Here is a 22,833-nt window from a genome sequence, read left to right on the forward strand (position 1 = left end):
CTAAAAATGAAGAAATTTATTGTACTGTTATCTATATCTGCGTTTATGATTTCATGTGGAGGAAGTAAAAAGGTAACATCTACTTCTAGAACAAAAACAACAACTCCAAGATCTACTTCGATTACCAAAGTTGAACCCAAAGTATTACCCACAGAACCTATAAAAATAGAAAAAAAGTCTGCTGCAAATCTTTCTTATGCAGAACGGGTACAGCAATATATTTTTGAGTATTCAGGCATTGCCAAAGATGAAATGAAAAGCTACGGTATTCCTGCAAGTATTACCCTAGCCCAGGGAATTTTAGAGTCAGGAGCAGGATATGGTGAACTTACCAGTAGAGCCAAAAATCATTTTGGAATCAAATGTCATGATTGGAAAGGGGATAGAGTATATCATGATGATGATCGTTCTCAAGAGTGTTTCAGGAAATATGATAGAGCTAGTGAATCTTTTAGAGATCATTCTCTATTTCTAAAAAATAGAAAACGATATGCCAGATTGTTTACATTTAGTCAACGTGATTATAAATCATGGGCGCGTGGTTTACGTGAAGCAGGGTATGCCACCGATAAGAAATATCCACAGAAACTAATAAGTATTATTGAAAGATACCGCCTTTATGAATTCGATAATGACGTATTAGGAAGAAACAAGAAAAGAAAGCCAAAGAAAGAAGTGGTGGCAGTAGTAAGCGCTATTACTAGTAGTAGTGGTCATTTGGTACAAAAAGGAGATACATTATATTCTATTTCTAAACGATACAAAATTACCGTTGAAGAACTTAAGGCATATAATAACTTAGCAGATAATAACATTAAAATCGGTCAGGTACTTAAAGTAGCTGCCGATAATGAGGAAGAAGAAGATTTCAATTAGATATGATCTACCAAAGAAGTAGTGCGTTATTCAAAGAAGCACAAAAAGTAATTCCCGGAGGAGTAAATTCACCAGTAAGAGCATTTAAAGCAGTAGGAGGTGATCCTATTTTTGTAAAAGAAGCAAAAGGAGCCTATCTATATGATGAAGATGGAAATCGATTAATAGATTATATCAATTCCTGGGGTCCAATGATTTTGGGGCATGCGCATCCTCCTGTGGTTGATGCTGTTGTCGAAAAAGCAAAAAAAGGAACCAGTTTTGGGATGCCTACAGAAATTGAAACTCAAATTGCAGAATTGGCGGTTTCTATGGTGCCTAACATAGATAAAATACGTTTTGTGAATTCTGGTACCGAAGCTTGTATGAGTGCTGTGCGATTGGCTAGAGGATATACAGGAAAAGATAAAATCATAAAGTTTGCCGGTTGTTATCACGGACATAGTGATTCTTTTTTGATTCAGGCTGGTAGTGGAGCTGTTACTTTTGGGAGCCCTAACAGTCCGGGAGTGACTGAGGGTACTGCAAAAGATACTCTATTGGCAAGGTATAACGATCTGGAGCATGTACAGCGTATTATAGATACCAATAAAGGTGAAATCGCATGTATCATTATAGAGCCTGTTGCGGGTAATATGGGATGCATACCACCTGTAAAAGGATTTTTAGAAGGTTTACGATCCCTATGTACTGAAAATGATATTTTGTTAATATTTGATGAAGTCATGACTGGCTTTAGACTTGCGCGAGGAGGAGTACAGGAATTACTGGGAATAGATGCAGATATCGTAACTTTTGGTAAAGTTATAGGAGGAGGACTACCGGTAGGGGCATTTGCCGCCAGAGAAGAAATTATGAATCACCTGGCACCATTAGGACCTGTATACCAAGCAGGTACCCTAAGTGGTAATCCACTGGCAATGGCTGCTGGTTTAGCAATGCTTTCAGAATTAAATAGTAAGCCTGAAATATTTAAAAGCATCGATGAAAAAACGGCCTATCTTCATAAAGGAATGGCAACTGCATTAGATGAGCATAATGTGGTTTACACAATTAACAGATTGGGGTCGATGATTTCGGTACATTTTGCTGAAGATGCAGTGATAGACTTCGATACTGCGGCGAACGGAAACAACGATACTTTTAAGCGATTTTTTCATGGCATGTTAGACAATGGAATTTACATTGCTCCAAGTGCTTTTGAAACCTGGTTTATTACAGATGCACTTACTTATGAAGATCTGGATGAAACAATTAATGCTGTACGCAAAGTAGCTACAACGCTTTAAAAATAAAACATACTATCATTCCGGCTATGCTGGAATGATATGTTTTGTATTTCAAAATCTAATATCCTAGGAGTTCATCCACTCCGTTAATTCTTTGATATCCCCGTTGGGATACTTTACCCCATATTTTTCGGCTTCTATCTCATGAATGTATGGGTATTTAGAAAGATGTTCTTCTCCGCCGTAATCATCAAAATCACTACGAATAGGTAACATTACAATAGCCTCGGTAGGGATTTTTGTTTTTGCCAATCGCAATACCCAATTACACCATTTAGAATGAATTGCTTCTTCGGTAGCTAAAAAAATGAATTTCTGATTTTCTGAAAGTTTTTCAGTAATAAGATTGGTAATGGCTTCTCCCTTATCATCTTCGAGTACTTGGTCCAACCAATCTACATAGATCATTACCCGAAAGTTATTTAGAAAATTGATAGCACTATCTAATTCTTCTAATTGATCGGGCTTATGAAGCAAAAATATAGAGACTTTATGAGCTTTGGTTTCTTCTTTAAAAAGTACCAGACTTTCATCTATGGGTTTGGTATATACTCTTACCGAATTTCGATATTGTAGCAAGCCATATTTAGGTAATATACTCATGAGTAGGTTGATGATAGTGTGTTAAACACTAACGTATGTGATGCATACTTTGTTGTCGAAGTATACCTTAAAAAGATGTTAATCCTCACCATAATCACCAAAAGGAGACTGGTTTTTATGGTGAGGCTGAACACTAAGTGGTTAACAAATAATAGGCTAATTACTCCTCTGAATCGTTGGTTAGTTTGCTGTTTTTACCAAAAAGAACTTTCATTTCTTGATGTACTTTTTCTGCATTGGGTTCATTCTCACCTGCCAGGTATCGAACCATGCGGTAAAAACTAAGTGCATTAGAGTAATTGTCATAATCAAGTAGCATCTTAGTGTCAATAAGCTGTTGAGCAAGTTCTTTTAGTTTTCCGACATGAGTATCGATTTGTGTTCGAGTATGATAATCTCTGTCAAATTCTTCTTTATCCAGAAAGTTAGGTATCCAATGAGGATATTCTTCCATATACTTTTTGGCTCGATCAATAATAAGTTTGTTTTGATTAGCCATGCGTCCGTATTGTTTTCGTTGTTCTGTAGAGAGGCTAATGGTTTTACCTGTTAAAACACTATTAATTGTATGTATTCCGTGACTGAGCTGATGCAATTCGTGGTCAGAAAAGGTAATTGGTATTAAATTTTCTAGAGCCATTTGTGTGATTGTTAAGATTTATTAGTAATGTGAGTTACAAACCTAGTTTAAAACAGCATACCACGCCATCGGGAATATCCCCCTTTTTATATGGGGATATTTCGGGAATAGATAGGGGGAAGTATACCCCATAATGAGATTATAAGTACTTCTTACCTTATGAATACCAATAATATGGCGGGTTCTGAAGTAAAGAAATATAGATAAGCGTTTTGATCCTATACTTTTAGCGTGCAACTAAGAATAGCGAATACAGTCTATATGTATTGATGAATAACATACAAGATTTACATATAGAAAAAGAAATACTTCCTTTGTTTGATCATACGTTGAACAATTTTTCGAGAAGTAAGTTACTAGAGTTGTTATATGCGCCTCTAAAGAGTAAAAGTGACATTAAACATCGACAAGGCATCCTTCGGGGTTTTACCGCGAATAGAGGTATATTGAGTACATATTCTTATTCGGTTTCCTATCTCATAGAAGTACATGAATTTCTTACCAATTATGATATAAGTGATCTATCTCAAAGAAAGTTTGCCTATAGGTTTTTAACTTCAAAAAAGATAAAAGTAGAACATCGATCCAGACTTTCTCAAATGATATTGCTTTTTCATCGTTTATATAGCTTTTGTTTTTCCAGATTGAGTTTACAGGCTTTTCCGAATGAATATGCCAATATACTTCGGGAAATAATAGATTTCTTTGCCGTATTTAATTTAGCACATTATGAAGAACTAATACGAGAATATAAGTTTGGAGATACCGAGGTTATCGAATTATGTTCCAAAATCGAAGAGCTTCAAGCAAAAGGTAAAATCTTTCAATTCTGGGAACATTTGTTTTGTTTTGAAGCATTTGATTCGATAAGTCAAACCATTGCACATAGAAAATTTACATATCCTGAGTTTGGGGATCATATAGAACTAAAAGGTCTTTATCATCCTTTATTGACTCACCCTATAAAGAATGATTTTAAAACCTTAAGTAATGTGGTAGTATTGAACGGAGCCAATATGTCGGGTAAATCTACTTTTTTAAAAGCTATTGGACTGTCGATCTACTTCGGCCACCTAGGAATAGGAGTACCAGCATCGTATGCGAGAATTCCCTTTTTCTCTAATTTTTCTATAGGGATCAACCACCGAGACGATATGCTTAATGGTTATAGTCATTTTATGACCGAAGTACAACACCTTAAAAATGTGGTGCTAACATCAAATACAGAAAGTTGCTTCGCAATTTTTGATGAACTTTTTAGTGGAACCAATATAGAAGATGCATTAGAAATCTGTAACATCACCATAAAAGGATTGACAAAATACAAAGACTCTTTGTTTTTTATTTCGACTCATATCCAACAGCTAAAAGAAATAGACATCGATGGAGTTTCATCGTTTTATATAGATTGCGAGCTTATTAATAACACACCTACCTTTACTTATGTTTTAAAAGAAGGTTGGTCTGATGTAAAAATTGGTAGCATATTATTTGAAAAGGAAGGATTAAAAGAGTTGTTATCCATATAAGGCGTAAGAAACAGTAACTGGTTGTATTATGGCTTTGGGAATTTTTTGAGTCCATATTTGTACACATATCCGGCAAAACCCAATATAAGAAGCACCGCAAAAGCAGAAGGTAGGTATTGACTATGAGGTTGATATTTTTCGAATACGGTACCTATAAATGCTGAAAGGAGACCACCAAAGGCACTGGTCATTTTATAAATATGCTCATAAATCCAGATACGGTGTTTCTTGTATGTTCTTTTGGGGATTAGATATCTTAAAAGATCGTAAGAAATTATAAATAGTAGTGCGCCAACCGTGCTGTAAATCACAATCGGGGACCAGATCATACCTATAGATTTGAAATAATACAGAAAGTATAAAAGAACCAACAGGCTAACTATAGCTACCAAAATATCGATACTCTTGGGTGTATTTATCTTCAGTTGGAGTATTCTATATCCTGAAAAAGCAACATACCCGCTTAGTACTGTGATTACCAATAAAAATGTATTTCTTCCAAAAACGAAAACCCCAATCAAGCCTGTTAAAATTACCACAGACATGAATCCTAAAAAGTACTTTCCGCTGGTATTATGTAATTTACCTCCTTTTGTGGTTGCCAAAGCAATGACTCCTAGTAATAATGCAAGTGAACCTGTTATAATATGAAGTAGAATATTTGATTGATGTGCGATGTCCATATCTAGAAATTATTTGTGATTACGATTGATTATGCAATAAACCCCGTCACAAATAACTGAAATGCAATGGGTTGTAGAAGTCTAAAAGGACGAATGATCGATATTAAGGCTGAATGATACTATACAATGGATGAGTGAATATCAGAAGAGTATACAATTTCTTTTTATTGATGCAATTATTCAATTTTAATGAGCTTGCGAATGGTCATAACATACCCTTTACTGCTTATTATGGATGCTAACCCATTGCCAAACTCAATGACATACCTACTATTTAGATGTGGTTTTATTCTTTTGATATGGTTTTCGTTGATAATGTATTTTCTATGCACTCTCGAAAATTTATGGTGCAATCGTCTCTCCAGAAAAAGTAAAGAGTAATCACATAATCTCTTTTCTCCGGTGATGCTATGCACAAAAGAGTAATTACCATAGGCTTCAAAATAAGCAACATCGGTAATGGCAATTATTAGAATATTTTCTCCTTGTTTTACAGGGATATTGGTAAGAGTTTCAGAACTGTCTAAAGGTGATGAGCTATCATTTTCCTCATGTGCTGTGTTACTTTTGGTTTTTGGAAAAAAATTATAGAAAAAACTAAAACCTAGAATAAGTGATATGATTCCGTTAAACAAATACATTTTACCCGAAGAGAACAGTGCAAAGGGTTGACTTTTAAAAATTAAGGATCGAATAAGGTGTTCTATTTCCGTAGCCAATATACCTACAATAAAGAAAAGTAAACTTAACAGTAGATATAGTTTTCTTTTTGAGGTTATATGAGACAAAAACCAGGTCTTATTTACCCCAATAACAACCAGAGTATAGCCAATTATAAAACTGGTGGCTAATGCTTGAATGCCCCACTGAATCCAGTTTAATGTGTCGTTCATGATATAGTTTGCCGTGCCTATCCCTAAACCCACAAGTAGTATTTGTGGTAAGAATCGGTTTGCAGGTTTAACATGAAACGATGTGCTATTCATAAGGGATTATCTACGTTGTCTTTTGGCTTTACTATTTCGATTATCACATATATGTTAAGGTAGCCAGTTGTATAGCTTCTTCTATATGGGTTAAAAAATGTGCTACATTCTTCAAATCGAAACACAAAGGAGGTTTAATTTTAATTACGTTGTGATAGGGCCCATCGGTACCTACCAGAATAAAACGTTTTTTTAAATCCTCTTTAATAAAATTTGCAATTTCCTCACTTTGCTTTCCTTGCTTATCTATAAATTCTACGCCAAGAAAAAGACCTTCTCCTCGCACATCAGCCAAACAGTCAAACTGTTTTTGTAAATCGATTAAACCATTTTTTAAAGCATCTCCAACTCGTGCGGCGTTTTTAGGTAAGTCTTCTTCTTTTATGATATTTAGTAGCTCTAGTGCTACAGCACAGGACACAGGATTACCACCAAATGACGTAAAGAACTCCATTCCATTAGCAAACGTATCAGCAATGTTTTGGGTAGTGACTACCGCTGCTATAGGATGCCCATTTCCCATAGGTTTACCCAATATGATAATATCAGGTACAATGTCATGCATTTCGAATCCCCAAAAATGGTTGCCTAATCGACCAAAACCTGTTTGCACTTCATCTACGATAAGCAGTATATCATGCTGCTCCAAAAACGGTTTTAGTATTTTTAGGTAGTCTTCTGCCAAAGGAACCTGACCCCCACAACCCGATATAGGTTCTGCTATGAGTGCAGAAGGAGTATTTCCTTTATCGATCTCTTTTTTTAAGATATCAATAGCCTCTTCAGCATATTCTTTTCCTGTTTTTGAGAGAGCATTATGGCTATTGGGTAAGGGTAAAGTGATAATGCCGTCTGGTTTACCGTCACCTCCTTTGCCGTTGTGCTTATAATCACTAACAGAGATACCCAAAAGAGTATTACCATGATAGCCGTTTTGTAAAATGGCAACGGTACTTCGTTTTGTATGGGTTTGCGCCATTCTTATGGCTAAATCAGACGCTGCACTACCAGAATTGACATAAAATATTTTTTGTAATGCGTTTGGTAGTGTTTTGGTGATCTCTTTGGCATAGTCGGCCAATTGGGGATATAAATACCGGGTATTGGTATTAAGACTTCTCACCTGTTTGGTAATGACTTTTGATAGGTTTGGGTGGCAATGCCCCACATGAGGGATATTATTATAGGCATCTAAATAGGTGTTCCCAAGATGATCATACATATATTGAAATGCCCCTCCTGTCATATAAATGGGCTCGTTATAACTAGTGCCCAGTGATTTCCCAGTAAACTTTTTTCGATCTGTTTGTAATGATCCTATATCAAGTGTCTCTTTTTCAAGTTGAAGAGATTCCAAAAAGAAACTGTTGATCCAAATAGGGTTAATCGACAACCACTTATGCAATAACCTCCAAGCGGGTCTCTCGCTTACCAGAACATATTCTGTATCTTCTCCTTCGGCTTTTTTCTTTGCCGAATTACAAACAGAGACACATAACCTTGAGGGGATAAGGAGATACAATAATTCTATTTCTTCCTTTTTTAAAGGCAGGATCTTGTGGTATCCTTGTAAAAATGCTCTTGCTTTTTCAAAAGGATCACTTTCATTGGCTAGCATGATATAGGTTAGGGCAATAGCTACCTCATAAATAAGCGGACTATAAGTAATGTCGCCAAAATCTATAATTCCGGTTACGGTATTGTCTTTTACAAAAATGTTGTTGTCATTCAGGTCAGAATGAATAATACCATGCCGTAATTTTCTTTGTTTAGGAACAACTAGCTGTTCAAATAGATCTAAATAATAGTTGACTACTTTTCGATCTTCGGGTTGCTCTATATATGAAACTTTTTCGGCATTGAGCAAGGTATGTTTCATATCCCAGAATAGTTCTCTTGCTCTTATAATGCTGCTTTCTATCGATTGTAGATGGGTATTCATTAACCCTACTGCCGAACCAAAATTTTCTAACAAGTTGGTAGTTTGTTCTACCGAAGACATGAGTTTACCATCTATAAATGCTAATAGTCTCGAAAATGAACCGTCTTTGTAGGTGTGTATCTTCTCTATGCATGATGGTAATTGAAAGGGTAGCTTTTGCTGTAATAACAATTGTAAAACTCTTTCTTCCTCATCAATGAGCTCAAATTCATTAGGTTCTAGATAGTGTTTAAGCACATAGTTTTTGCCCTCACTCTTAATTCGGAAATTGGTGCTGGCATAACCATCAAGTTTTTCGGTTTCTTGAGGGTGTATACTGTAGGGTTCTAGCAGTTCTTTCATTGAGCAATTATTCGAATGAATTACAAGATCTCATACAAGAAACATATCGCTATGTTTCGAATTGATTATGAGTCAAATATAAATATTTTACCAGTATCATACTGGCAATTTAAATTTTATATTTTCCGATTCAAATACATCGTATTCAACTATTGAGTTTGGTAGGTGTACCCTATGTTTTTTGGTATTTCTATTGCAGGAAGTTATTTTGTAAACAAAAATTCAAGAGGAACATTGAGCCTTTTCTTCCAGGCATTTTCACTGTGGTTTTCTCCAGGAAAAAACTGAGTCATCCAACTGTCTTTGGTGTATCCTTTTTGCGCCATGAGATGATCTACTTTTTTCTGAATTTCAGGATAAAGGCTGTCCAGCGTGGCATCACCACAATCGAAATAGATTTTATGCTCCTCTGGGTTTGGGAGATTATCTTGTAAATAGCTTAAAAATGCATCTGGAATAGGATTGTTTTCGAGTGTAAATATTCCCGGCCAATGCGTCGATAAGCAAGCAGCCCCTTTAAATATATTGGGGTACTCGCATATAGCATACATCGAGATTAAACCTCCCATACTGCTGCCGGCTACAAATGTATTTTCCTTATCGGTATGAACCGAGTATTTTTTATCGATATAGGGTTTTAACTCTTCAACAATGAATTTTAAATACTTATCAGATTGTGGACTAAATCTCTCCGAAATTGGAATAGATGCTTTTTTTAACTGTGCAGTAGCTGCGTCTTTTTCACTGTCTGATAGTGATTCAAATACCTTTTGCGGAAAATAGTCTGCATGTCTTGTGGCTCCGCCATTAAAAATACCCACTACAATAAATTCTTTGGTTTTTCCAGAGGTAAATAGGGCAGAAGCTACATCATCTACATCCCATGCCTGTTTGTTCCAGGAGTTCTCAGGGTCATACAACATTTGCCCATCATGCATATACAAAACAGGATACTTTTTTGTTTCCGTATAGCCTTCTGGAGTCCAAATATCTATATTTCTTGAGGTGATATACTTCGAATCGAAGTTTTCAATACGGTCAACTTTTCCGCTCACTACTTTTGGGAGCGGGTTGTTTTGTGCTTTCACGGTAAGTATAAGAAGTAAGATTGTGGTGGTGGTTATAAGTTTTTTCATTGGTTTGGTTTATTTATGTATAAAGTAATCCCAGGCTACTTTTGCAATATCGGCTATTATTTTTTCATTGACTTCAAAACTCTCAGAAGATGCTGTAACAAAAACGCTAATGGTAAAGTAATTTCCGTTAGGTAGAAAAACAATACCGATGTTATTTACTGCAGCGGTTATTCCTGTTTTTTTATGTTTTCCAGACCATCCGGTTTTATGTGCGACTACTGTTTTCTCTGGTAATTGCCCTTTTAATCGCTTCTTTCCGGTTTTGGTGCCTTTCATTACATTCCATATAAAATCATAGCTTTTCTGCGAGAGTAACCCCTCTTTGTTTTCATAAAACGTATCGAGAATTCTATTTGCTTCTTTTGGAGTGGTCCAATTCAAAAACTGTTTGTCCCAATTATTCTGCATGGTCTCTTCGTTTATTTTAACCTCAAAATCTTTAAAACCAAGCTTAGAAAAATAGTTCTCTACATCTACAGGTTCCCCCAGAAGTTTTAATAGCACGTCGCAACCTACATTATCACTTAAAGCGACGGTATATTCTATAATTTCTGCTAAAGTGAGTGTAGTTCCCTCGGGATACTTTTTTTGTATAGGGCTCCACAAGCCTGGCAATAAATCACTTTTCTTAATTTCGATGTTTTGGTCGAGAGCAAAATTGCCTTTATCTACTTCAGATAATATCGCTAGCGCAATAGGAAATTTAAACACACTTTGCATTGGGAAATGTCTTTGACCATTAATCGTTAGGGTGTCATTCGCCTCGGTTCCATTTATGGCAACACCAACCACCACATCTTTTTGTTGGATAATATTCTCAATTTTTTGTCTTAAAGGTTCCATCTTTTGAGTGAATCCTTGTGTAACCAAAAGTAAGGTGATTAAGAATACAAGAGGTGTTTTGTGTGCCATAATGTTGGGTTGTTTTTTTGGATAGATTACTATTTAAATTGAATTTGGAAGTTATACTTTCAAATGTATAAGACTAGCCTTGAATACTGTGTTAATGGTGAGTTAATTGTATTTTACAAGTATGTTCAGGAATATAGATGATCTTTTTACTCCCATTTTTCAAGTTTTAACTAGTATTTGATTGACCCAAACCTTTGTTCGATCCTTGTTTTTTTCAAAATCTTGAATCATGAATTCTTTATCATAGGTAATGATATCGTTAAAATATAGTTTTCCGTTTACATACACTTTGACTTCCTTTTCCAGATCGATCATTTCTGGAGAAATATTTACTTTAAAAGATGTAATTCTAGACGTTTTAATCTGAAAGGTATTATCGTTATACACTGCTGTAATTTTTCCAGATTTCCGAGGAAAATCAAAAGCTTTTTTACTTACATTTTTTGTAATTAGGCTATCTTTTTCATCATAATTTAACCACTTGTCTATGGTGAAATTTACGTTCTTATGCCAGTTTTTTTGTATGTGTAAGGTGTCTAATGTAATTTGAGATAACCAATCGATATTCCCATAGGTGTTATCATCAAATTCCCAGGAGATATGTTTAGGGAAAGGATTTCTAGTTCTCTTTTTTAAGTCATTAAACAGTATTTGATATGCAGGTTCAGATTCATCAAATTGCGGAAACCAATGTGGGTAGCCCAAGTATCGATGATCTTTATAATCTAGTTGCATAGCGTTCATAAGACTGTCGAGTTGGTCGTTTGCATTGGGGGGGTAATAATAATCCTGGTCTGTTGAAAAATTAATGAATGATCGATTAGATATATTTTCAATAAAAGTCCCTCCTGTAAATACTTTTGGATAGGTATTAAACCCATAAAAACCGGCAAATAACGAGGGTTGTTTCATCAAATATGAAAAAGAACCTGTGGCACCCATAGAATGACCAGAAACAAACACTTTATTGTCATCGATATTAATAGCTGTTTTAATCGTTTTTACGATTTTAGGAATCATAAAAAAACCATCATCAGAGGTCATCCAATTGTATTGTTTATTGGCACTTGGAAAAATTAAAATCACCTTGTTTAGGTCACCATATTTGGTATAGTACCTATTCCAACCCCCTAAATTTATCTCTGGGATCTGATATTTTTTTAATTCTCCATAGTGCACCGCACCGTGTAAAAAGAATAATACAGGGTATTTATTTTGGGGGTTGTAGTTCTTTGGTAGGTGAACCAGGTAAGAGGTTGCCGTTGAGTCATTAATTTTTAGAGAAATAGAATAATCTCTATGTTCTTTTGAAATGTAGGGGTTTAATGTTCTTAAAGTTTTATATAGATTTTTACTTTTTGTGGCGCTATAGAGATCAACATTTGACACCCGAAAAAATTCCTGTTCTCGTTCTTTCAAATTTTTGAAAAATTTCAGGCTATCTTTTTGAGCTTCTGTTTTTAGGGTTTCCCATCGGTTATCGTGCATTAAGTTTTTATAATCTTCTTTGGCGTATTCATCTAAAACAAAACTCCAACCGGGGTACCCATCTTCGTCTTTTTCCATTTTGGCGAGTGGTGATAAATACTCAAAAGCTTTGTTGTAGTTTTTTAATTGGGTATTTAAAATAGAAGCATAGTATAGCTCGTTTCCAGTAATACTATCTGGGTAATCGTGAAAAGCTTTTTCGATAAAGTTGTAGGCTTCCTGGTATCTGGTTGTATCTTCTTTATTAATGACTTTTATTGCCTGTTCTGTTAATTCGGTATATGATTTCTGAGCCTGAGTAGCTATTGCAAACAGCATAAAAAGTAAAGGTAGTATACGCGTCATGTTTTTTTTTGACAAATATATTTAGGATCGTATTTAAAAAATTGTACTAATGGGACAATGCATTATTTTTTTAAATGCCAAAATGTATCCTCGTTTCCGAGAAGCGTACCGTCTTTTAAAAACTTCCTGGGTGAGTTTGAAGTTAAATTTTGAAATACTTTATTTAGATGTGACTGGTCTGAGTAGTTGAATTCATATGCCAATTCGGTAAAACTTTGTTTAGGGTTTTTAAAAAGCTTCTTTTCCAACGTTTTTCTGAAGAGAACAATTTTATTGAATGTTTTTACAGAAATACCAAAATGAGTATTGAACAACCTGTTTACATGTCTACGACTAGCTCCTACCTCTAGTGCTATTTGCTCAATGGGTACAGTTCCTGCATTTTTTAAAATCAACAGAACACTCTCTTCTAAAAGGGGGTTTTTGTATGCTATGAACTTAGTACTTAAATACGCATCTAATAGCGTGGTAAGTGTAGATGTATTTTGAGTTTCAAAAAGTGCTGAGAGCTCTACAGAGCTAAAGAAACTGTAGTTTTTTATAAAATCGGTAAAATTTAGATCTTTATAAAATTGCTGAATTCCCAATGGTTTAAAAACGATGACTATTCTATGCACTTTACCCATTTGTTTAACCTTTAAAATAGTATCTCTTATGGGTGTAAAAATTTCTAGAAAGTTGGCGTTGTCATCATAGATCACTTCTCCTTTTTGTGGACTTATATTGGATTTGTATAGGGATATGGTGGTATAATAATGAGGGAAACATTCGAATTCTGTTACCGTGTTTTGTGATTTTATATCTAAATAGTAGTAATCGACATATTTTGCAATTAAAGGATTGTTAGGTTTGAATGTTTCAAAAATGTTATTCATTCTGATATGTAAATCGTAAGTATGTGTTTTAAAATTCTAGCAACGGTTTTAGATTTGAGTATTTGCGTGGTTTGGTGATAAACTTAGCATATATTTTCAGATATTGGGAGGTAGATTTTATTTTTTTTCGTGCGCTTGACTAATCATGTGGTTAGTTATTTTCCATTCGTTATTTATTCTTTGATACACCCTCAAGTGGTGAATATATCTATCTTTCATTATAGTGCCATCACTCCATTTCTGCCCTGATCTGATATTCTTTGAACGTAGTAAAGCAATATCCTCGGTAAGGAATTGCACATCATCATTGACATAGTTATCTACCCCAGTCATAACAAAATCCATTGCAAAAATTTCTGTAAGAAGTTGGCGTAATTCTGTTTTCGATTGCATTCTGTCTCCAAAAGCATTGGTCCAATCGGTTTTATCAGAATAGTCTTTTATAGCTAGTTCTACATCTTTTACTTCCCACCCTTTATTCCAATTGTCAATAGTTTTCAATATTTCTTTTGAATCACTATTTCTATCAATTTCTATTTCTTTTTTCTCTGAATTGCACCCAAACATAAGTGCTACGACAAAGAGTAGTAATACTATTTTTTTCATTGTTTACTTGGTTTTTACTTTAGCGTTCATATCGTTTACGATATAATGATTTTCCTCATCGATAAAAACTTGATATAGATAATCTTCTCGTTTTATATTCGAGGACTTCACTTTCTTTTTGAAGTCATTTGTATGACCAGCAAATTTTATGAATTTATATTCAAAAGGTATGATAGTAGTATTGTTCATATCAATGATACCACATTTACCGTTTTTTACGGCAATAAATCTATTAATCGTTTTGTAATCGATAGATTTTAGTAAGGTTTCATCCTCAATTAATAATGCTAAAAAATCATACTCGATAGGAATTAATAATTCTCCCCTTTTGTTGTATAATCCAAATAGCTTGTTTTTCTGTGTGACATAGTACCCCAATATTTCTCGGGAATAAATTTTTTTGCATTCAATAGGAATCAAAAGCTGCCCTGAGTTGCTTACAACCCCATATTTACGGTTATCTTTTACAATATAATTTCCATTTGTATCGGGATTGTAAATTCTATCGTATGATACGTTAAAAACAAGTTCGTTTTTTTGGTTGATTAAGATTTGTTTTTTGTCTTTTACAACAATGTACTTATCGTCAAAATGACCCTTGATTTCCTGATAAATAATAGGTACGACTATTTCGTTTTTCAGATTTACGACTCCATACATATTATCTTTTTTCACGACTATGGTACTATTGTCGTATCTTCTTATTTCGATGTTATCATATTCAAACGGAATCACAGTTTTTAGGTTATCTGATACAATACCTGCTTTGCCATCCTTTTCTTTTACGCAGTATAGCTTAAGTATGGGGTTATAATCAATGTATACATAGGTGTCTGAAACTTCTTTCCCATTTGTATCAATAAAAACTTCATAATCTATCGTATCCTTCGAGAATGATGCTATTGCCAATTGATTGTCTTGAAAAAGATCTATAGAAGCATACTTTTTAGAAACAATTTCATTTTTTGTATTTATTAAAACCTCTTTATTTACCTTTCTTGTAGACGTTGTTTTTTGATTAAAAACTGTAGTCGTATAATTTTCTAATTCTGAAAAAGTAGCAATAAAGCTTATTTCCTTTCCCGATGAGAATCTTATCCTGTCGTAAGAAGGAGGAATTATAAATATTTTTTTTTCATTATGGTATACACCATACTTATTATTGGTTTTTGATATAGAGAATTGACCATTTGTTTTCTCATGATAAATGTTGCTGTAGTCCTCGGGAAAAATTTCTTCACTCTCAATTTGTCCGGTGGCAACGATACATTTTAAAGTTATAAGTAGTAATAAGGTATTTCTCATTTTAGAATTATAGTAGGAACATTCGCTTTAAGTGTTCGTATGATGTCATTTATAATGTTGAGTAGGCTCTTTTAGTTCGGTATGATTTCAGGTTCTTATATAGATTTTTAATTTATAGATAGTAAAAAGCCAAATCTTTAGAATATTTATCTTACTAACAATCTAGTGAATTAGCGTGTTTGTAATTGGCAGCAAATTTGTCGAAATCGTCTAATTCTCTATTTGCTATTTATGGTGTTGACATTTCTTTATTTTCTATTTCAATAGCTTTTCTTCTTTCATTATTTTAATGGCCTTTTCGGTTTCGTTGTGGCCATTAGTCATGGAACCTGGGAGCATAATTAATCGCTTTTTTATATTTCCGTTCTCATCTTGAAACATCACTTCAAATCTCGAACGTGTTAATCTTTTAATTCCTTTTCTGAATCTTATATCTTTAACTGTTTTTCGGTCAATTATAGGAATCGCAGAGTTATTAAGACTATTAAAAATTCCATAAATCAAATAAAGGCCGAGTAATCCAAATATAATGGGTTGTAATGTTTGACCATTTTGAAATGCATTGAAAGCGAAATAGAAAAGTCCAAGGGTAATTATTCCATAAATGATTAGAATTCTGGTGATATTATTTCCAACGGTCACTTTTGCTACGTTGCCAACAATCCCATCTCTTGATAAAACTATTTTATCAGCTAAGATATGGCAGAATCCTGTTTTTGTTTTAAATGTTTTTTCCTGTTCCATTTCGGTTTTTCAATGAATATAAACTTATTTATAGGGTTCACATTCTTCTAATATGTTTCTGTAAAAATAACAATATTGATGATCAACAAATATGCTAGGCGTATGTTTTAATGTTGTTTAAGGTAATAAGTTGTTACTGTTCTTACCATACGCTCAATTTTTATATACATTGTTGTATATAGCTCTAATACTCGATTTACTTTAATACTATGTTATCTATAAGTAGCTGAAATTTTTCTACTCTTTTGTTGGCTATTAAGAAAGCTATTTCTTCAATAGCATCACCAGAAAAATTTGGTTTATCGAGTGTTCTTCCTCTAAATGATGGAATCATACTTTGTAACGGTATTTCTATTTCTTGCCAATTGCCATTTGTTTCGAAGGTAGTGATATAGGAATAATAATCCTGTGAATTAGATTTTATTCTAAACTGATATTTTTTTGTATCCCCCTTTATTTTAAGAACGATTTTAGTGAATTCTTTCACCGATTTTCTATCGAATTTATACCGTACCGAAGAGAACCCTCCGTTATTATCTAATGATATTACCCCTTTAAAAAGACCATGTCCTTCGGGGCTTAGCGCAAAGGAGCCCGACGATTTCCCTCCCATAACGTCATCATCAACAATAACCCAATCTTTTAGATTTGATTTTTGTGTAAAGTCAAAAATTATAGGTGTAGCCATCGGTGTGAACATTACCATCATAACCATCAATTTCATCATAAGATTTCTTTTTTAGTATGTATAACGTTTTGGCTAAGCGCAGTATCCCGAAGGGTATTGCGTATAGGTGTTATTGTAGCCAGTTTTTATGTCCAAATTTCGTTGGAGTCTGTCAATATCAAAGGCTCCTTATCGGTGATTAGAATTGTCTGTTCATGTTGAGTTACATAACCACCTTTGTTGCCAACTAAAGTCCAACCGTCATTTAATTCAACCGCAACAGTGGACTTGGTAGCGATAAAAGTTTCAATTGCCACAGTCGTATTTTTTTTAAATCTTTCTCGATTTGTCCTAACTCGGTAGTTTAATATATTTTCGGGGTTTTCGTGCAGACTTCTACCGACTCCATGTCCGGCTAAATTTCTGATGACTTTAAAACCACATTTTTTTGCTTCCGTTTCTATTAGTAATCCAACATCTGATATTTTCACCCCTCCCTTAATACTGTAAATGGCTTTTTTCAAGATGTCCTTGGAAGCATCCACAAGAGGTTGGTGGTTATGTATGTCCTTTCCAAGTACAAAGGAACCTCCATTATCAGACCAATAACCATTTAACTCTGCCGAAACATCAATGTTGACCAAATCACCTCCTTTAAGCTTTTTTAACTCGGACGGAATTCCATGGGCGGCTTCCTCATTTACACTTATGCATGTGTATCCTGGAAAATTATAGGTTTCATTAGGTGCAGATTTAGCACCATAACTTTTTAATATTTTCCCTCCGTACTCGTCCAGCTCTTTGGTTGTCATACCAATTTTGGCATATTCCCTCATCATCTTTAGTGTAGTCCCAACGACCTCACTAACCTTTTTCATTCCGATTAATTCTGATTCTTTTGTTATCGACATTTCATTTTTTTTAATTGACTGTAAATTAGATATATAATTGCTTTTTGTAACTATATATGTTTATAAAAATAACAATATTGACGATTTGCACATAGATGAGGTGCAAGTTTTATCGCATAGCTAATCACAAGCTGATACTGTTTTAGCTCCCGATGATAAGCAAGATTGCGATTACTAAGAGTACGATCCACCCCGAGTGTTTTCCTTTGGTGCCTAGAAGTACTAATCCCGAAGAAGCAAGTTGGACTATGATAATTTTTGTTAGCTGAAGTGATCTAACGAAAATATAAAATCGTTTTTAAACGTTAATTGCAATTGTTGTTATACGCTTCTACGACCTGCCAAACCTTTTTTATTTCTGAATTTTGTATACTTTGCTGTAGTTCATAGCAGTCTGCAAAATACCGTCGTAACACCTTTTTTTTAAGCCCTAATATTCCCTGGTTTGCTCTTATAAAATAGTTGTCATTTGCTTTTTTAAGGAGTGTCATTGACCATAATTGGCTATCTCCCTGGTCGAACCACTCAAGTTCGTAGTGACTCAATTTCCCTGTGCTAATGACCTTTAAAAAGTAGAGTTTCCCATTGCGGAAGTCTATGTTGTATCTTGGATTTACAAGTGAACTAGGCGGGAACGATTGCCTAGGTTGAGACAGCCAAAAACTTTGGTAGTTAACTCCATTTACTCGAAACATTGTGATGTTTTCGCGTTTGTATTTTTTTGTTTTTCCCTTAGCATTTGTCAACCTAATCTTTTTATGAAATCCTCGATTTACTGCTTTTTCGTTTATATAAGAAACCGAACCGTAGAGGGTTTCACCTGTTTTTAACACGATGTAGTCTCCCTGTTCATTTTGTTGGGCGTTTGTAAGTGAACACGATGAAAAGATGAAAACACAGATTATTTGGAGCGTCTTTGTCATGGCTTGATACAGTAGTTTGGTTTCTCCTTTATCGACCAAGAATTGTACCAAAATATTCTATCGGAAGATTGATACAAGACTTTGTTATGACGTCATATATCCTATTGTTCTTTGGTTTTAAATAATTTCAGCCTTAGTACTATCCAACATTTGTAAAAGAAAATCTGAATCATAATTTTTCGTCAATTCATATACAATAGGTTTTAAATACTCAAATATAAATTCATTTAAACTTTCATCTCCTAAATCATCATTATAGTATTGTATTTCTCCGTTCAATTTGAATTCAGGATTGTCTTTTTCGTATTCACTTTCCCATTCCGCTAATTCAAGAAAATCAAATTCTACAAATTCAAAATCTGGGCAATTGTTTGAGGTTTCCTCAACTTTCTTAGTGATGTTAAAGTTCGTTGTTATCCATCCAGACCAAGGGCAACAATAAATTCCAATAGCTTTAGGTATTTGATTTTCTTTTATGAATCGGTTAATTGAAGAGCTTAAAAACTCTTTAATTTCATCCGTGTTTTTATTTAAGTCAATCATTTGTAGATTTTACTCATATTTAGAGTTTGATATATGTGTTTTAACAAAGCAAAATGTTACCTAGCTTTTCCGTTTTTGTAGTGTATTGGTTACTAAATTTAGTTTTTACAAGCATTACAACGTACTAAAAATACAAGAACCATTCGATTGATTACTTAGTTCGTATGAAAGCATATAGTATTATCATTATTCTTTTGAATATTCAAGTAGTATTTTTTTTAGTTTTTCAGCACCTTTTTGATCATATTCAAAATCACTTATAGTTAATCCGTGTTTTTTTAAGAGCCATTCAAAGAATTTATTGTATTTATCTCTTCTTGGATTGTCGTATTTGTTGTATCCCGAAAATTTACTTTCTATTATTTTAAGAATTTGTCCATCAACAATAATATATTTTCTAATCGATTTATAAGGACTTACATCTAGCAAGCTATCCCTATCTGAATAATATGTTGACATTGTTTCTACCCAATTGTCATCAGTTTGTAATAATTCAAATTCCATCCTATCATTCATTACTTTTCCCCATGCATAATTGTTAGAATAATCTGACTTGCTCGCAATGGCAGTATCAGAAATTAGTTCGAAATGCTCAACAAAATTTTTATGAAGATATTTGAAGGTTGTAATAGAGTCTTTTTTGTTGTAGGCTTCTATAAAATTTGAAACCACTGTTTTGTGGTTTTGCGCATTACAATTCAAACAAAAAATAAAAGTCAGAATGATTACCAATAATATGTTTTTCATAGTTGGTTATAAATTAGATATAGAGTCACAAAAAGCAACTACATGTGTATAAAAATAACAATATTGGTGATTCGCACATAGATGAGGTGCAAGTTTTATCACATAGCTAATCACAAGCTGATACTGTTTTAGCTCCCGATGACAAGCAAGATTGCGATTACTAAGAGTACAATCCACCCCGGGTGTTTTCCTTTTGTGCCTAGAAGCACTAACCCCGAAGAAGCAAACATGGTTATCGCTGCTACCGTAATCATAAAATTGGTAAACGCTGTATCTAGGGTAGTGGGTGCCATTGCTATTTTTACCAAAAAGGCTCCTATACACCAACCAAAGAATGAGGCCAGGTGCCAGGTAGCCCAAATAATTCTTAAATGCCGTTCTCTCAACCCGGGATTCGTTTTGGTGGGCACCAGTTTCCCTTTCTCTCTTTTGGGGTGAAAAATTAAATACTCCCCAAGAATAGAGTGCACCACCCCTAAGAGTACACATAGTATTCCTGCAATTAAAAAATAAATGTTCATATATTCTTCTCTTATCGTGCTAGTATCTTTAGTGCTCCAATATGTTTTGAAGTTCTCGTATAAACTTCATCGCCGCTGTCTCAATGGTTGCGGTCAATTTTTTTTGATCCTTAAAGTCTGGTTTTTCAATCAGAGTATGATCGAGTATCGATAAACTTTTATCGATCGACGCCGCCAGATGATAGCGATCCCAATCACTGTTTTTAAACATGTTCCAGTACTTTTTACGAATGCTTTTATTTTGACCCGACAAGCAAATCGAAAAGCTGAGTGATTTGTGATTGAGGATGATCACAAATTTAAGTTTTTGTTTTTTTAACTCGGCGGTGGTGAGCGAAAAATAAGAATACTCTGGGCTTCCCTTATAAATGTTACCAAGTGTAAACAGGGTTTCGTATTCTTTATGAAAAAAGGCTCGTAAGTGTTTCATATAGCCTATCAATTCATGATAGTCCAGGTTTTGTTGGGGATTTGAAACCGCTATAGGTTGTATTTCTTCAGCTTTCATGTCCTTAGTTTTTACCAGAGGGATACAAATGTCTATAATACATTTTTTCTCAGGGTGTGTTTGGTGATCGTTATGATAGGTCTCAAAATAGTCTGCATCTCTAAATTCATACCCGTTTTCGATCACCCAGATACACATGTTTTTCCATGCCAGGGATATGTCTTCGGCTTTAATTTCGAAATGCCCAACCACATACCACCCTTTGCCTAGGGTGAGTTGCCTAATGTCGCCATCAGGATGAATGTCTTGGTTGATAGTCACACAGGTGCTGAATCGTACTTTTGTAGTTTCTGTAACATTGGGGTTGTCGTGATATACCGTAATGGCTTTAAAATTTGAAGTGTCGAGTACTTCTTTTTGGTGCCCCCATGCCATTAGTTTTTGAAACATAGTACCTGCCTTATCAAATTCTCCTATATGCGATATACTGGCAAGTTGTATCTCTGGGAGTTCTTGTATGGTAATTTGTGCATTCATTTGTATCCATTGTTTATGATTAGCAATGGAGCAAATGTATTTTTGAGATGAAAAAGGCACTATACCAATCTTGCTCAATATTTTTTTTCCTTCAGATTTAAATTGGGTAGGGGTACAGCCATAGTATTTTTTAAACGCTCTTGAGAACGAGCTGTCACTATTAAAACCGTAGGTATAGACCAGCTTTTTTAAGGGGGTGTTTGGTGCTACCAGGAGTATAGAGGCGATACGTTCTATACGTTTTCTGGTAATGAACTCGTTTAGGCGTTCATGAACCACGGTTACAAATACCCTGTGAAAATGATATGGTGAGTAATGTGCTTTTTGAGATAACGATGCTAGCGATAAGTCGGCGTCGAGATTTTGTTCTATATAGTCCAACACAATAGTGAGGCGTTTAAGATATTCTTGTCTTGTTTGCGACATTGTGTTTTGGTTTAATCGATTTTAATCGTTCTTATAGATGACTTTATATACCACTTTACCATTGAGCAGTTTTGTTGGGTAGTTATTTTCGATCTCGTACTCGTAGTTTTTGGTAGCATATACGCTATTATCAGAACTTTTATAGGTTGTTCTTGTGGTAACGTTTCTTTTTTGCAGTGATAACGTGATTAGTTTTTCAAAAAACACACGACACCAGGGCTCCATATTTATATTGGCAAAAACACCTTTGTCATCGCTATAGATATAACTAAAATCTCCCCCTTTTTTAATGCTTCCATCATCATAATAGGTGGGTGCTATAGAAGAATTAAAATAAGCATTGGTATGTATACTTTTACCTTTGATGATCTTATTAGATCGATCTAGTTCGAAGGTGTAGGTATAGCCCCCTAGCTTATTCATCGATGACATGGTCACCGTATTGTTATCATAGGTTACGGTATGGCCATCGTCTAGTTCACCATTTATGGTGTAGGTATATTGTTGTAACCTACCTTTTTGGTCATAAGTAAACAATAATTCTCTTACCCGATAGGTATCTCTTTTTTTGATAGAATCGATCATTTTTATGAGTCTAGCGTCATTATCATACTCAAAAGTGAACGACGGTAGTTTATATTTTGTAAGATCTGCTGTAGTGTTAATCGTATCTAATTGTATGGCTATAGGAATTTTTTTGCTCTGCGAGGAACAGCTTACACAAATACATAATAGCAATAGGGGTAAAAGCTTTTGTTTGATCATTTTTGGGATATGTTCTTAATTTAATGTAGGTGGACCTATAAATC

Annotated in this window: 23 protein-coding genes; 3 read left to right on the forward strand and 20 right to left on the reverse strand. The window is 34.4% G+C overall.

Annotation, left to right across the window (positions count from 1 at the left end; all coding sequences use genetic code 11):
* Nucleotides 1-6 precede the first annotated feature (6 nt).
* Both M0D21_RS07720 and hemL read left to right on the forward strand, forming a co-directional pair.
* Nucleotides 7-876 (forward strand): glucosaminidase domain-containing protein, encoded by an 870-nt coding sequence (locus M0D21_RS07720; RefSeq protein WP_248328061.1) that lies wholly within the window; start codon nucleotides 7-9, stop codon nucleotides 874-876.
* Nucleotides 877-878: 2 nt separating this feature from the next.
* Nucleotides 879-2,165 carry a glutamate-1-semialdehyde 2,1-aminomutase gene (gene hemL / locus M0D21_RS07725; protein WP_248328063.1) on the forward strand — a complete coding sequence of 429 codons (1,287 nt, stop codon included), beginning with the start codon at nucleotides 879-881 and terminating at the stop codon, nucleotides 2,163-2,165.
* A 66-nt stretch (nucleotides 2,166-2,231) separates the two neighbouring features.
* On the opposite strand, the gene M0D21_RS07730 is transcribed toward hemL, so the two are convergent.
* Nucleotides 2,232-2,768, reverse strand: coding sequence for a toll/interleukin-1 receptor domain-containing protein (locus M0D21_RS07730; protein ID WP_248328065.1), 537 nt, complete (start codon nucleotides 2,766-2,768; stop codon nucleotides 2,232-2,234).
* A gap of 160 nt (nucleotides 2,769-2,928) precedes the next feature.
* A complete protein-coding gene (locus M0D21_RS07735; protein ID WP_248328067.1) occupies nucleotides 2,929-3,408 on the reverse strand; it encodes a hypothetical protein in 480 nt (159 codons plus the stop codon).
* A gap of 269 nt (nucleotides 3,409-3,677) precedes the next feature.
* Between M0D21_RS07735 and M0D21_RS07740 the strand changes: the two genes are divergently transcribed.
* Nucleotides 3,678-4,937, forward strand: a complete 1,260-nt coding sequence (locus tag M0D21_RS07740) for a MutS-related protein (protein WP_248328069.1) — start codon at nucleotides 3,678-3,680, stop codon at nucleotides 4,935-4,937.
* Nucleotides 4,938-4,963: 26 nt separating this feature from the next.
* On the opposite strand, the gene M0D21_RS07745 is transcribed toward M0D21_RS07740, so the two are convergent.
* From M0D21_RS07745 to M0D21_RS07830, 18 genes are all read right to left on the reverse strand, one after another.
* Nucleotides 4,964-5,620: a hypothetical protein gene (locus M0D21_RS07745; RefSeq protein ID WP_248328071.1), complete on the reverse strand. Its 657-nt coding sequence runs from the start codon at nucleotides 5,618-5,620 to the stop codon at nucleotides 4,964-4,966.
* 176 nt (nucleotides 5,621-5,796) lie between these two features.
* The gene (locus tag M0D21_RS07750; RefSeq protein WP_248328073.1) at nucleotides 5,797-6,606 is read right to left on the reverse strand and encodes a LytR/AlgR family response regulator transcription factor; all 810 of its coding nucleotides are present in this window, start codon (nucleotides 6,604-6,606) and stop codon (nucleotides 5,797-5,799) included.
* A gap of 43 nt (nucleotides 6,607-6,649) precedes the next feature.
* Nucleotides 6,650-8,890, reverse strand: a complete 2,241-nt coding sequence (locus M0D21_RS07755) for an aminotransferase class III-fold pyridoxal phosphate-dependent enzyme (protein WP_248328075.1) — start codon at nucleotides 8,888-8,890, stop codon at nucleotides 6,650-6,652.
* A gap of 203 nt (nucleotides 8,891-9,093) precedes the next feature.
* Nucleotides 9,094-10,026: an alpha/beta hydrolase gene (locus M0D21_RS07760; protein WP_248328077.1), complete on the reverse strand. Its 933-nt coding sequence runs from the start codon at nucleotides 10,024-10,026 to the stop codon at nucleotides 9,094-9,096.
* A 9-nt stretch (nucleotides 10,027-10,035) separates the two neighbouring features.
* The gene (gene bla, locus M0D21_RS07765; protein ID WP_248328079.1) at nucleotides 10,036-10,938 is read right to left on the reverse strand and encodes a class A beta-lactamase, subclass A2; all 903 of its coding nucleotides are present in this window, start codon (nucleotides 10,936-10,938) and stop codon (nucleotides 10,036-10,038) included.
* Nucleotides 10,939-11,097: 159 nt separating this feature from the next.
* Nucleotides 11,098-12,771 carry an alpha/beta hydrolase-fold protein gene (locus M0D21_RS07770; RefSeq protein ID WP_248328081.1) on the reverse strand — a complete coding sequence of 558 codons (1,674 nt, stop codon included), beginning with the start codon at nucleotides 12,769-12,771 and terminating at the stop codon, nucleotides 11,098-11,100.
* 62 nt (nucleotides 12,772-12,833) lie between these two features.
* Nucleotides 12,834-13,646 carry a helix-turn-helix domain-containing protein gene (locus M0D21_RS07775; RefSeq protein ID WP_248328083.1) on the reverse strand — a complete coding sequence of 271 codons (813 nt, stop codon included), beginning with the start codon at nucleotides 13,644-13,646 and terminating at the stop codon, nucleotides 12,834-12,836.
* Between the two features lie 117 nt (nucleotides 13,647-13,763).
* The gene (locus tag M0D21_RS07780) at nucleotides 13,764-14,252 is read right to left on the reverse strand and encodes a YybH family protein (RefSeq protein ID WP_248328085.1); all 489 of its coding nucleotides are present in this window, start codon (nucleotides 14,250-14,252) and stop codon (nucleotides 13,764-13,766) included.
* 3 nt (nucleotides 14,253-14,255) lie between these two features.
* On the reverse strand, nucleotides 14,256-15,557 hold the full coding sequence (locus M0D21_RS07785) for a WG repeat-containing protein (RefSeq protein WP_248328087.1): 1,302 nt from the start codon (nucleotides 15,555-15,557) through the stop codon (nucleotides 14,256-14,258).
* Between the two features lie 255 nt (nucleotides 15,558-15,812).
* Nucleotides 15,813-16,301 (reverse strand): phosphoribosylaminoimidazolesuccinocarboxamide synthase, encoded by a 489-nt coding sequence (locus M0D21_RS07790; protein ID WP_248328089.1) that lies wholly within the window; start codon nucleotides 16,299-16,301, stop codon nucleotides 15,813-15,815.
* A 196-nt stretch (nucleotides 16,302-16,497) separates the two neighbouring features.
* On the reverse strand, nucleotides 16,498-17,028 hold the full coding sequence (locus M0D21_RS07795; RefSeq protein ID WP_248328091.1) for a CIA30 family protein: 531 nt from the start codon (nucleotides 17,026-17,028) through the stop codon (nucleotides 16,498-16,500).
* Nucleotides 17,029-17,114: 86 nt separating this feature from the next.
* Nucleotides 17,115-17,879: a type I methionyl aminopeptidase gene (gene map, locus M0D21_RS07800; RefSeq protein ID WP_248328093.1), complete on the reverse strand. Its 765-nt coding sequence runs from the start codon at nucleotides 17,877-17,879 to the stop codon at nucleotides 17,115-17,117.
* Between the two features lie 305 nt (nucleotides 17,880-18,184).
* Nucleotides 18,185-18,802, reverse strand: a complete 618-nt coding sequence (locus M0D21_RS07805; RefSeq protein ID WP_248328095.1) for a chorismate mutase family protein — start codon at nucleotides 18,800-18,802, stop codon at nucleotides 18,185-18,187.
* 117 nt (nucleotides 18,803-18,919) lie between these two features.
* Nucleotides 18,920-19,345 (reverse strand): hypothetical protein, encoded by a 426-nt coding sequence (locus M0D21_RS07810; RefSeq protein WP_248328097.1) that lies wholly within the window; start codon nucleotides 19,343-19,345, stop codon nucleotides 18,920-18,922.
* 186 nt (nucleotides 19,346-19,531) lie between these two features.
* Nucleotides 19,532-20,092, reverse strand: coding sequence for a hypothetical protein (locus M0D21_RS07815; protein WP_248328099.1), 561 nt, complete (start codon nucleotides 20,090-20,092; stop codon nucleotides 19,532-19,534).
* Nucleotides 20,093-20,220: 128 nt separating this feature from the next.
* Nucleotides 20,221-20,613, reverse strand: coding sequence for a hypothetical protein (locus tag M0D21_RS07820; RefSeq protein ID WP_248328101.1), 393 nt, complete (start codon nucleotides 20,611-20,613; stop codon nucleotides 20,221-20,223).
* A gap of 28 nt (nucleotides 20,614-20,641) precedes the next feature.
* Nucleotides 20,642-22,024 carry an AraC family transcriptional regulator gene (locus M0D21_RS07825; RefSeq protein WP_248328103.1) on the reverse strand — a complete coding sequence of 461 codons (1,383 nt, stop codon included), beginning with the start codon at nucleotides 22,022-22,024 and terminating at the stop codon, nucleotides 20,642-20,644.
* A 21-nt stretch (nucleotides 22,025-22,045) separates the two neighbouring features.
* Nucleotides 22,046-22,789, reverse strand: a complete 744-nt coding sequence (locus M0D21_RS07830; protein ID WP_248328105.1) for a hypothetical protein — start codon at nucleotides 22,787-22,789, stop codon at nucleotides 22,046-22,048.
* Nucleotides 22,790-22,833: the final 44 nt, after the last annotated feature.

This window comes from Aquimarina acroporae (assembly GCF_023195925.1).
GTDB lineage: Bacteria > Bacteroidota > Bacteroidia > Flavobacteriales > Flavobacteriaceae > Aquimarina > Aquimarina acroporae.

What these genes read in the sequence shown, in the direction of transcription:
- M0D21_RS07720 (WP_248328061.1), top strand. Translation starts at nt 7, where the DNA reads ATGAAGAAATTTATTGTACTGTTATCTATATCTGCGTTTATGATTTCA.
- hemL (WP_248328063.1), top strand. Translation starts at nt 879, where the DNA reads ATGATCTACCAAAGAAGTAGTGCGTTATTCAAAGAAGCACAAAAAGTA.
- M0D21_RS07730 (WP_248328065.1), bottom strand. Translation starts at nt 2,768, where the DNA reads ATGAGTATATTACCTAAATATGGCTTGCTACAATATCGAAATTCGGTA.
- M0D21_RS07735 (WP_248328067.1), bottom strand. Translation starts at nt 3,408, where the DNA reads ATGGCTCTAGAAAATTTAATACCAATTACCTTTTCTGACCACGAATTG.
- M0D21_RS07740 (WP_248328069.1), top strand. Translation starts at nt 3,678, where the DNA reads ATGAATAACATACAAGATTTACATATAGAAAAAGAAATACTTCCTTTG.
- M0D21_RS07745 (WP_248328071.1), bottom strand. Translation starts at nt 5,620, where the DNA reads ATGGACATCGCACATCAATCAAATATTCTACTTCATATTATAACAGGT.
- M0D21_RS07750 (WP_248328073.1), bottom strand. Translation starts at nt 6,606, where the DNA reads ATGAATAGCACATCGTTTCATGTTAAACCTGCAAACCGATTCTTACCA.
- M0D21_RS07755 (WP_248328075.1), bottom strand. Translation starts at nt 8,890, where the DNA reads ATGAAAGAACTGCTAGAACCCTACAGTATACACCCTCAAGAAACCGAA.
- M0D21_RS07760 (WP_248328077.1), bottom strand. Translation starts at nt 10,026, where the DNA reads ATGAAAAAACTTATAACCACCACCACAATCTTACTTCTTATACTTACC.
- bla (WP_248328079.1), bottom strand. Translation starts at nt 10,938, where the DNA reads ATGGCACACAAAACACCTCTTGTATTCTTAATCACCTTACTTTTGGTT.
- M0D21_RS07770 (WP_248328081.1), bottom strand. Translation starts at nt 12,771, where the DNA reads ATGACGCGTATACTACCTTTACTTTTTATGCTGTTTGCAATAGCTACT.
- M0D21_RS07775 (WP_248328083.1), bottom strand. Translation starts at nt 13,646, where the DNA reads ATGAATAACATTTTTGAAACATTCAAACCTAACAATCCTTTAATTGCA.
- M0D21_RS07780 (WP_248328085.1), bottom strand. Translation starts at nt 14,252, where the DNA reads ATGAAAAAAATAGTATTACTACTCTTTGTCGTAGCACTTATGTTTGGG.
- M0D21_RS07785 (WP_248328087.1), bottom strand. Translation starts at nt 15,557, where the DNA reads ATGAGAAATACCTTATTACTACTTATAACTTTAAAATGTATCGTTGCC.
- M0D21_RS07790 (WP_248328089.1), bottom strand. Translation starts at nt 16,301, where the DNA reads ATGGAACAGGAAAAAACATTTAAAACAAAAACAGGATTCTGCCATATC.
- M0D21_RS07795 (WP_248328091.1), bottom strand. Translation starts at nt 17,028, where the DNA reads ATGATGAAATTGATGGTTATGATGGTAATGTTCACACCGATGGCTACA.
- map (WP_248328093.1), bottom strand. Translation starts at nt 17,879, where the DNA reads ATGTCGATAACAAAAGAATCAGAATTAATCGGAATGAAAAAGGTTAGT.
- M0D21_RS07805 (WP_248328095.1), bottom strand. Translation starts at nt 18,802, where the DNA reads ATGACAAAGACGCTCCAAATAATCTGTGTTTTCATCTTTTCATCGTGT.
- M0D21_RS07810 (WP_248328097.1), bottom strand. Translation starts at nt 19,345, where the DNA reads ATGATTGACTTAAATAAAAACACGGATGAAATTAAAGAGTTTTTAAGC.
- M0D21_RS07815 (WP_248328099.1), bottom strand. Translation starts at nt 20,092, where the DNA reads ATGAAAAACATATTATTGGTAATCATTCTGACTTTTATTTTTTGTTTG.
- M0D21_RS07820 (WP_248328101.1), bottom strand. Translation starts at nt 20,613, where the DNA reads ATGAACATTTATTTTTTAATTGCAGGAATACTATGTGTACTCTTAGGG.
- M0D21_RS07825 (WP_248328103.1), bottom strand. Translation starts at nt 22,024, where the DNA reads ATGTCGCAAACAAGACAAGAATATCTTAAACGCCTCACTATTGTGTTG.
- M0D21_RS07830 (WP_248328105.1), bottom strand. Translation starts at nt 22,789, where the DNA reads ATGATCAAACAAAAGCTTTTACCCCTATTGCTATTATGTATTTGTGTA.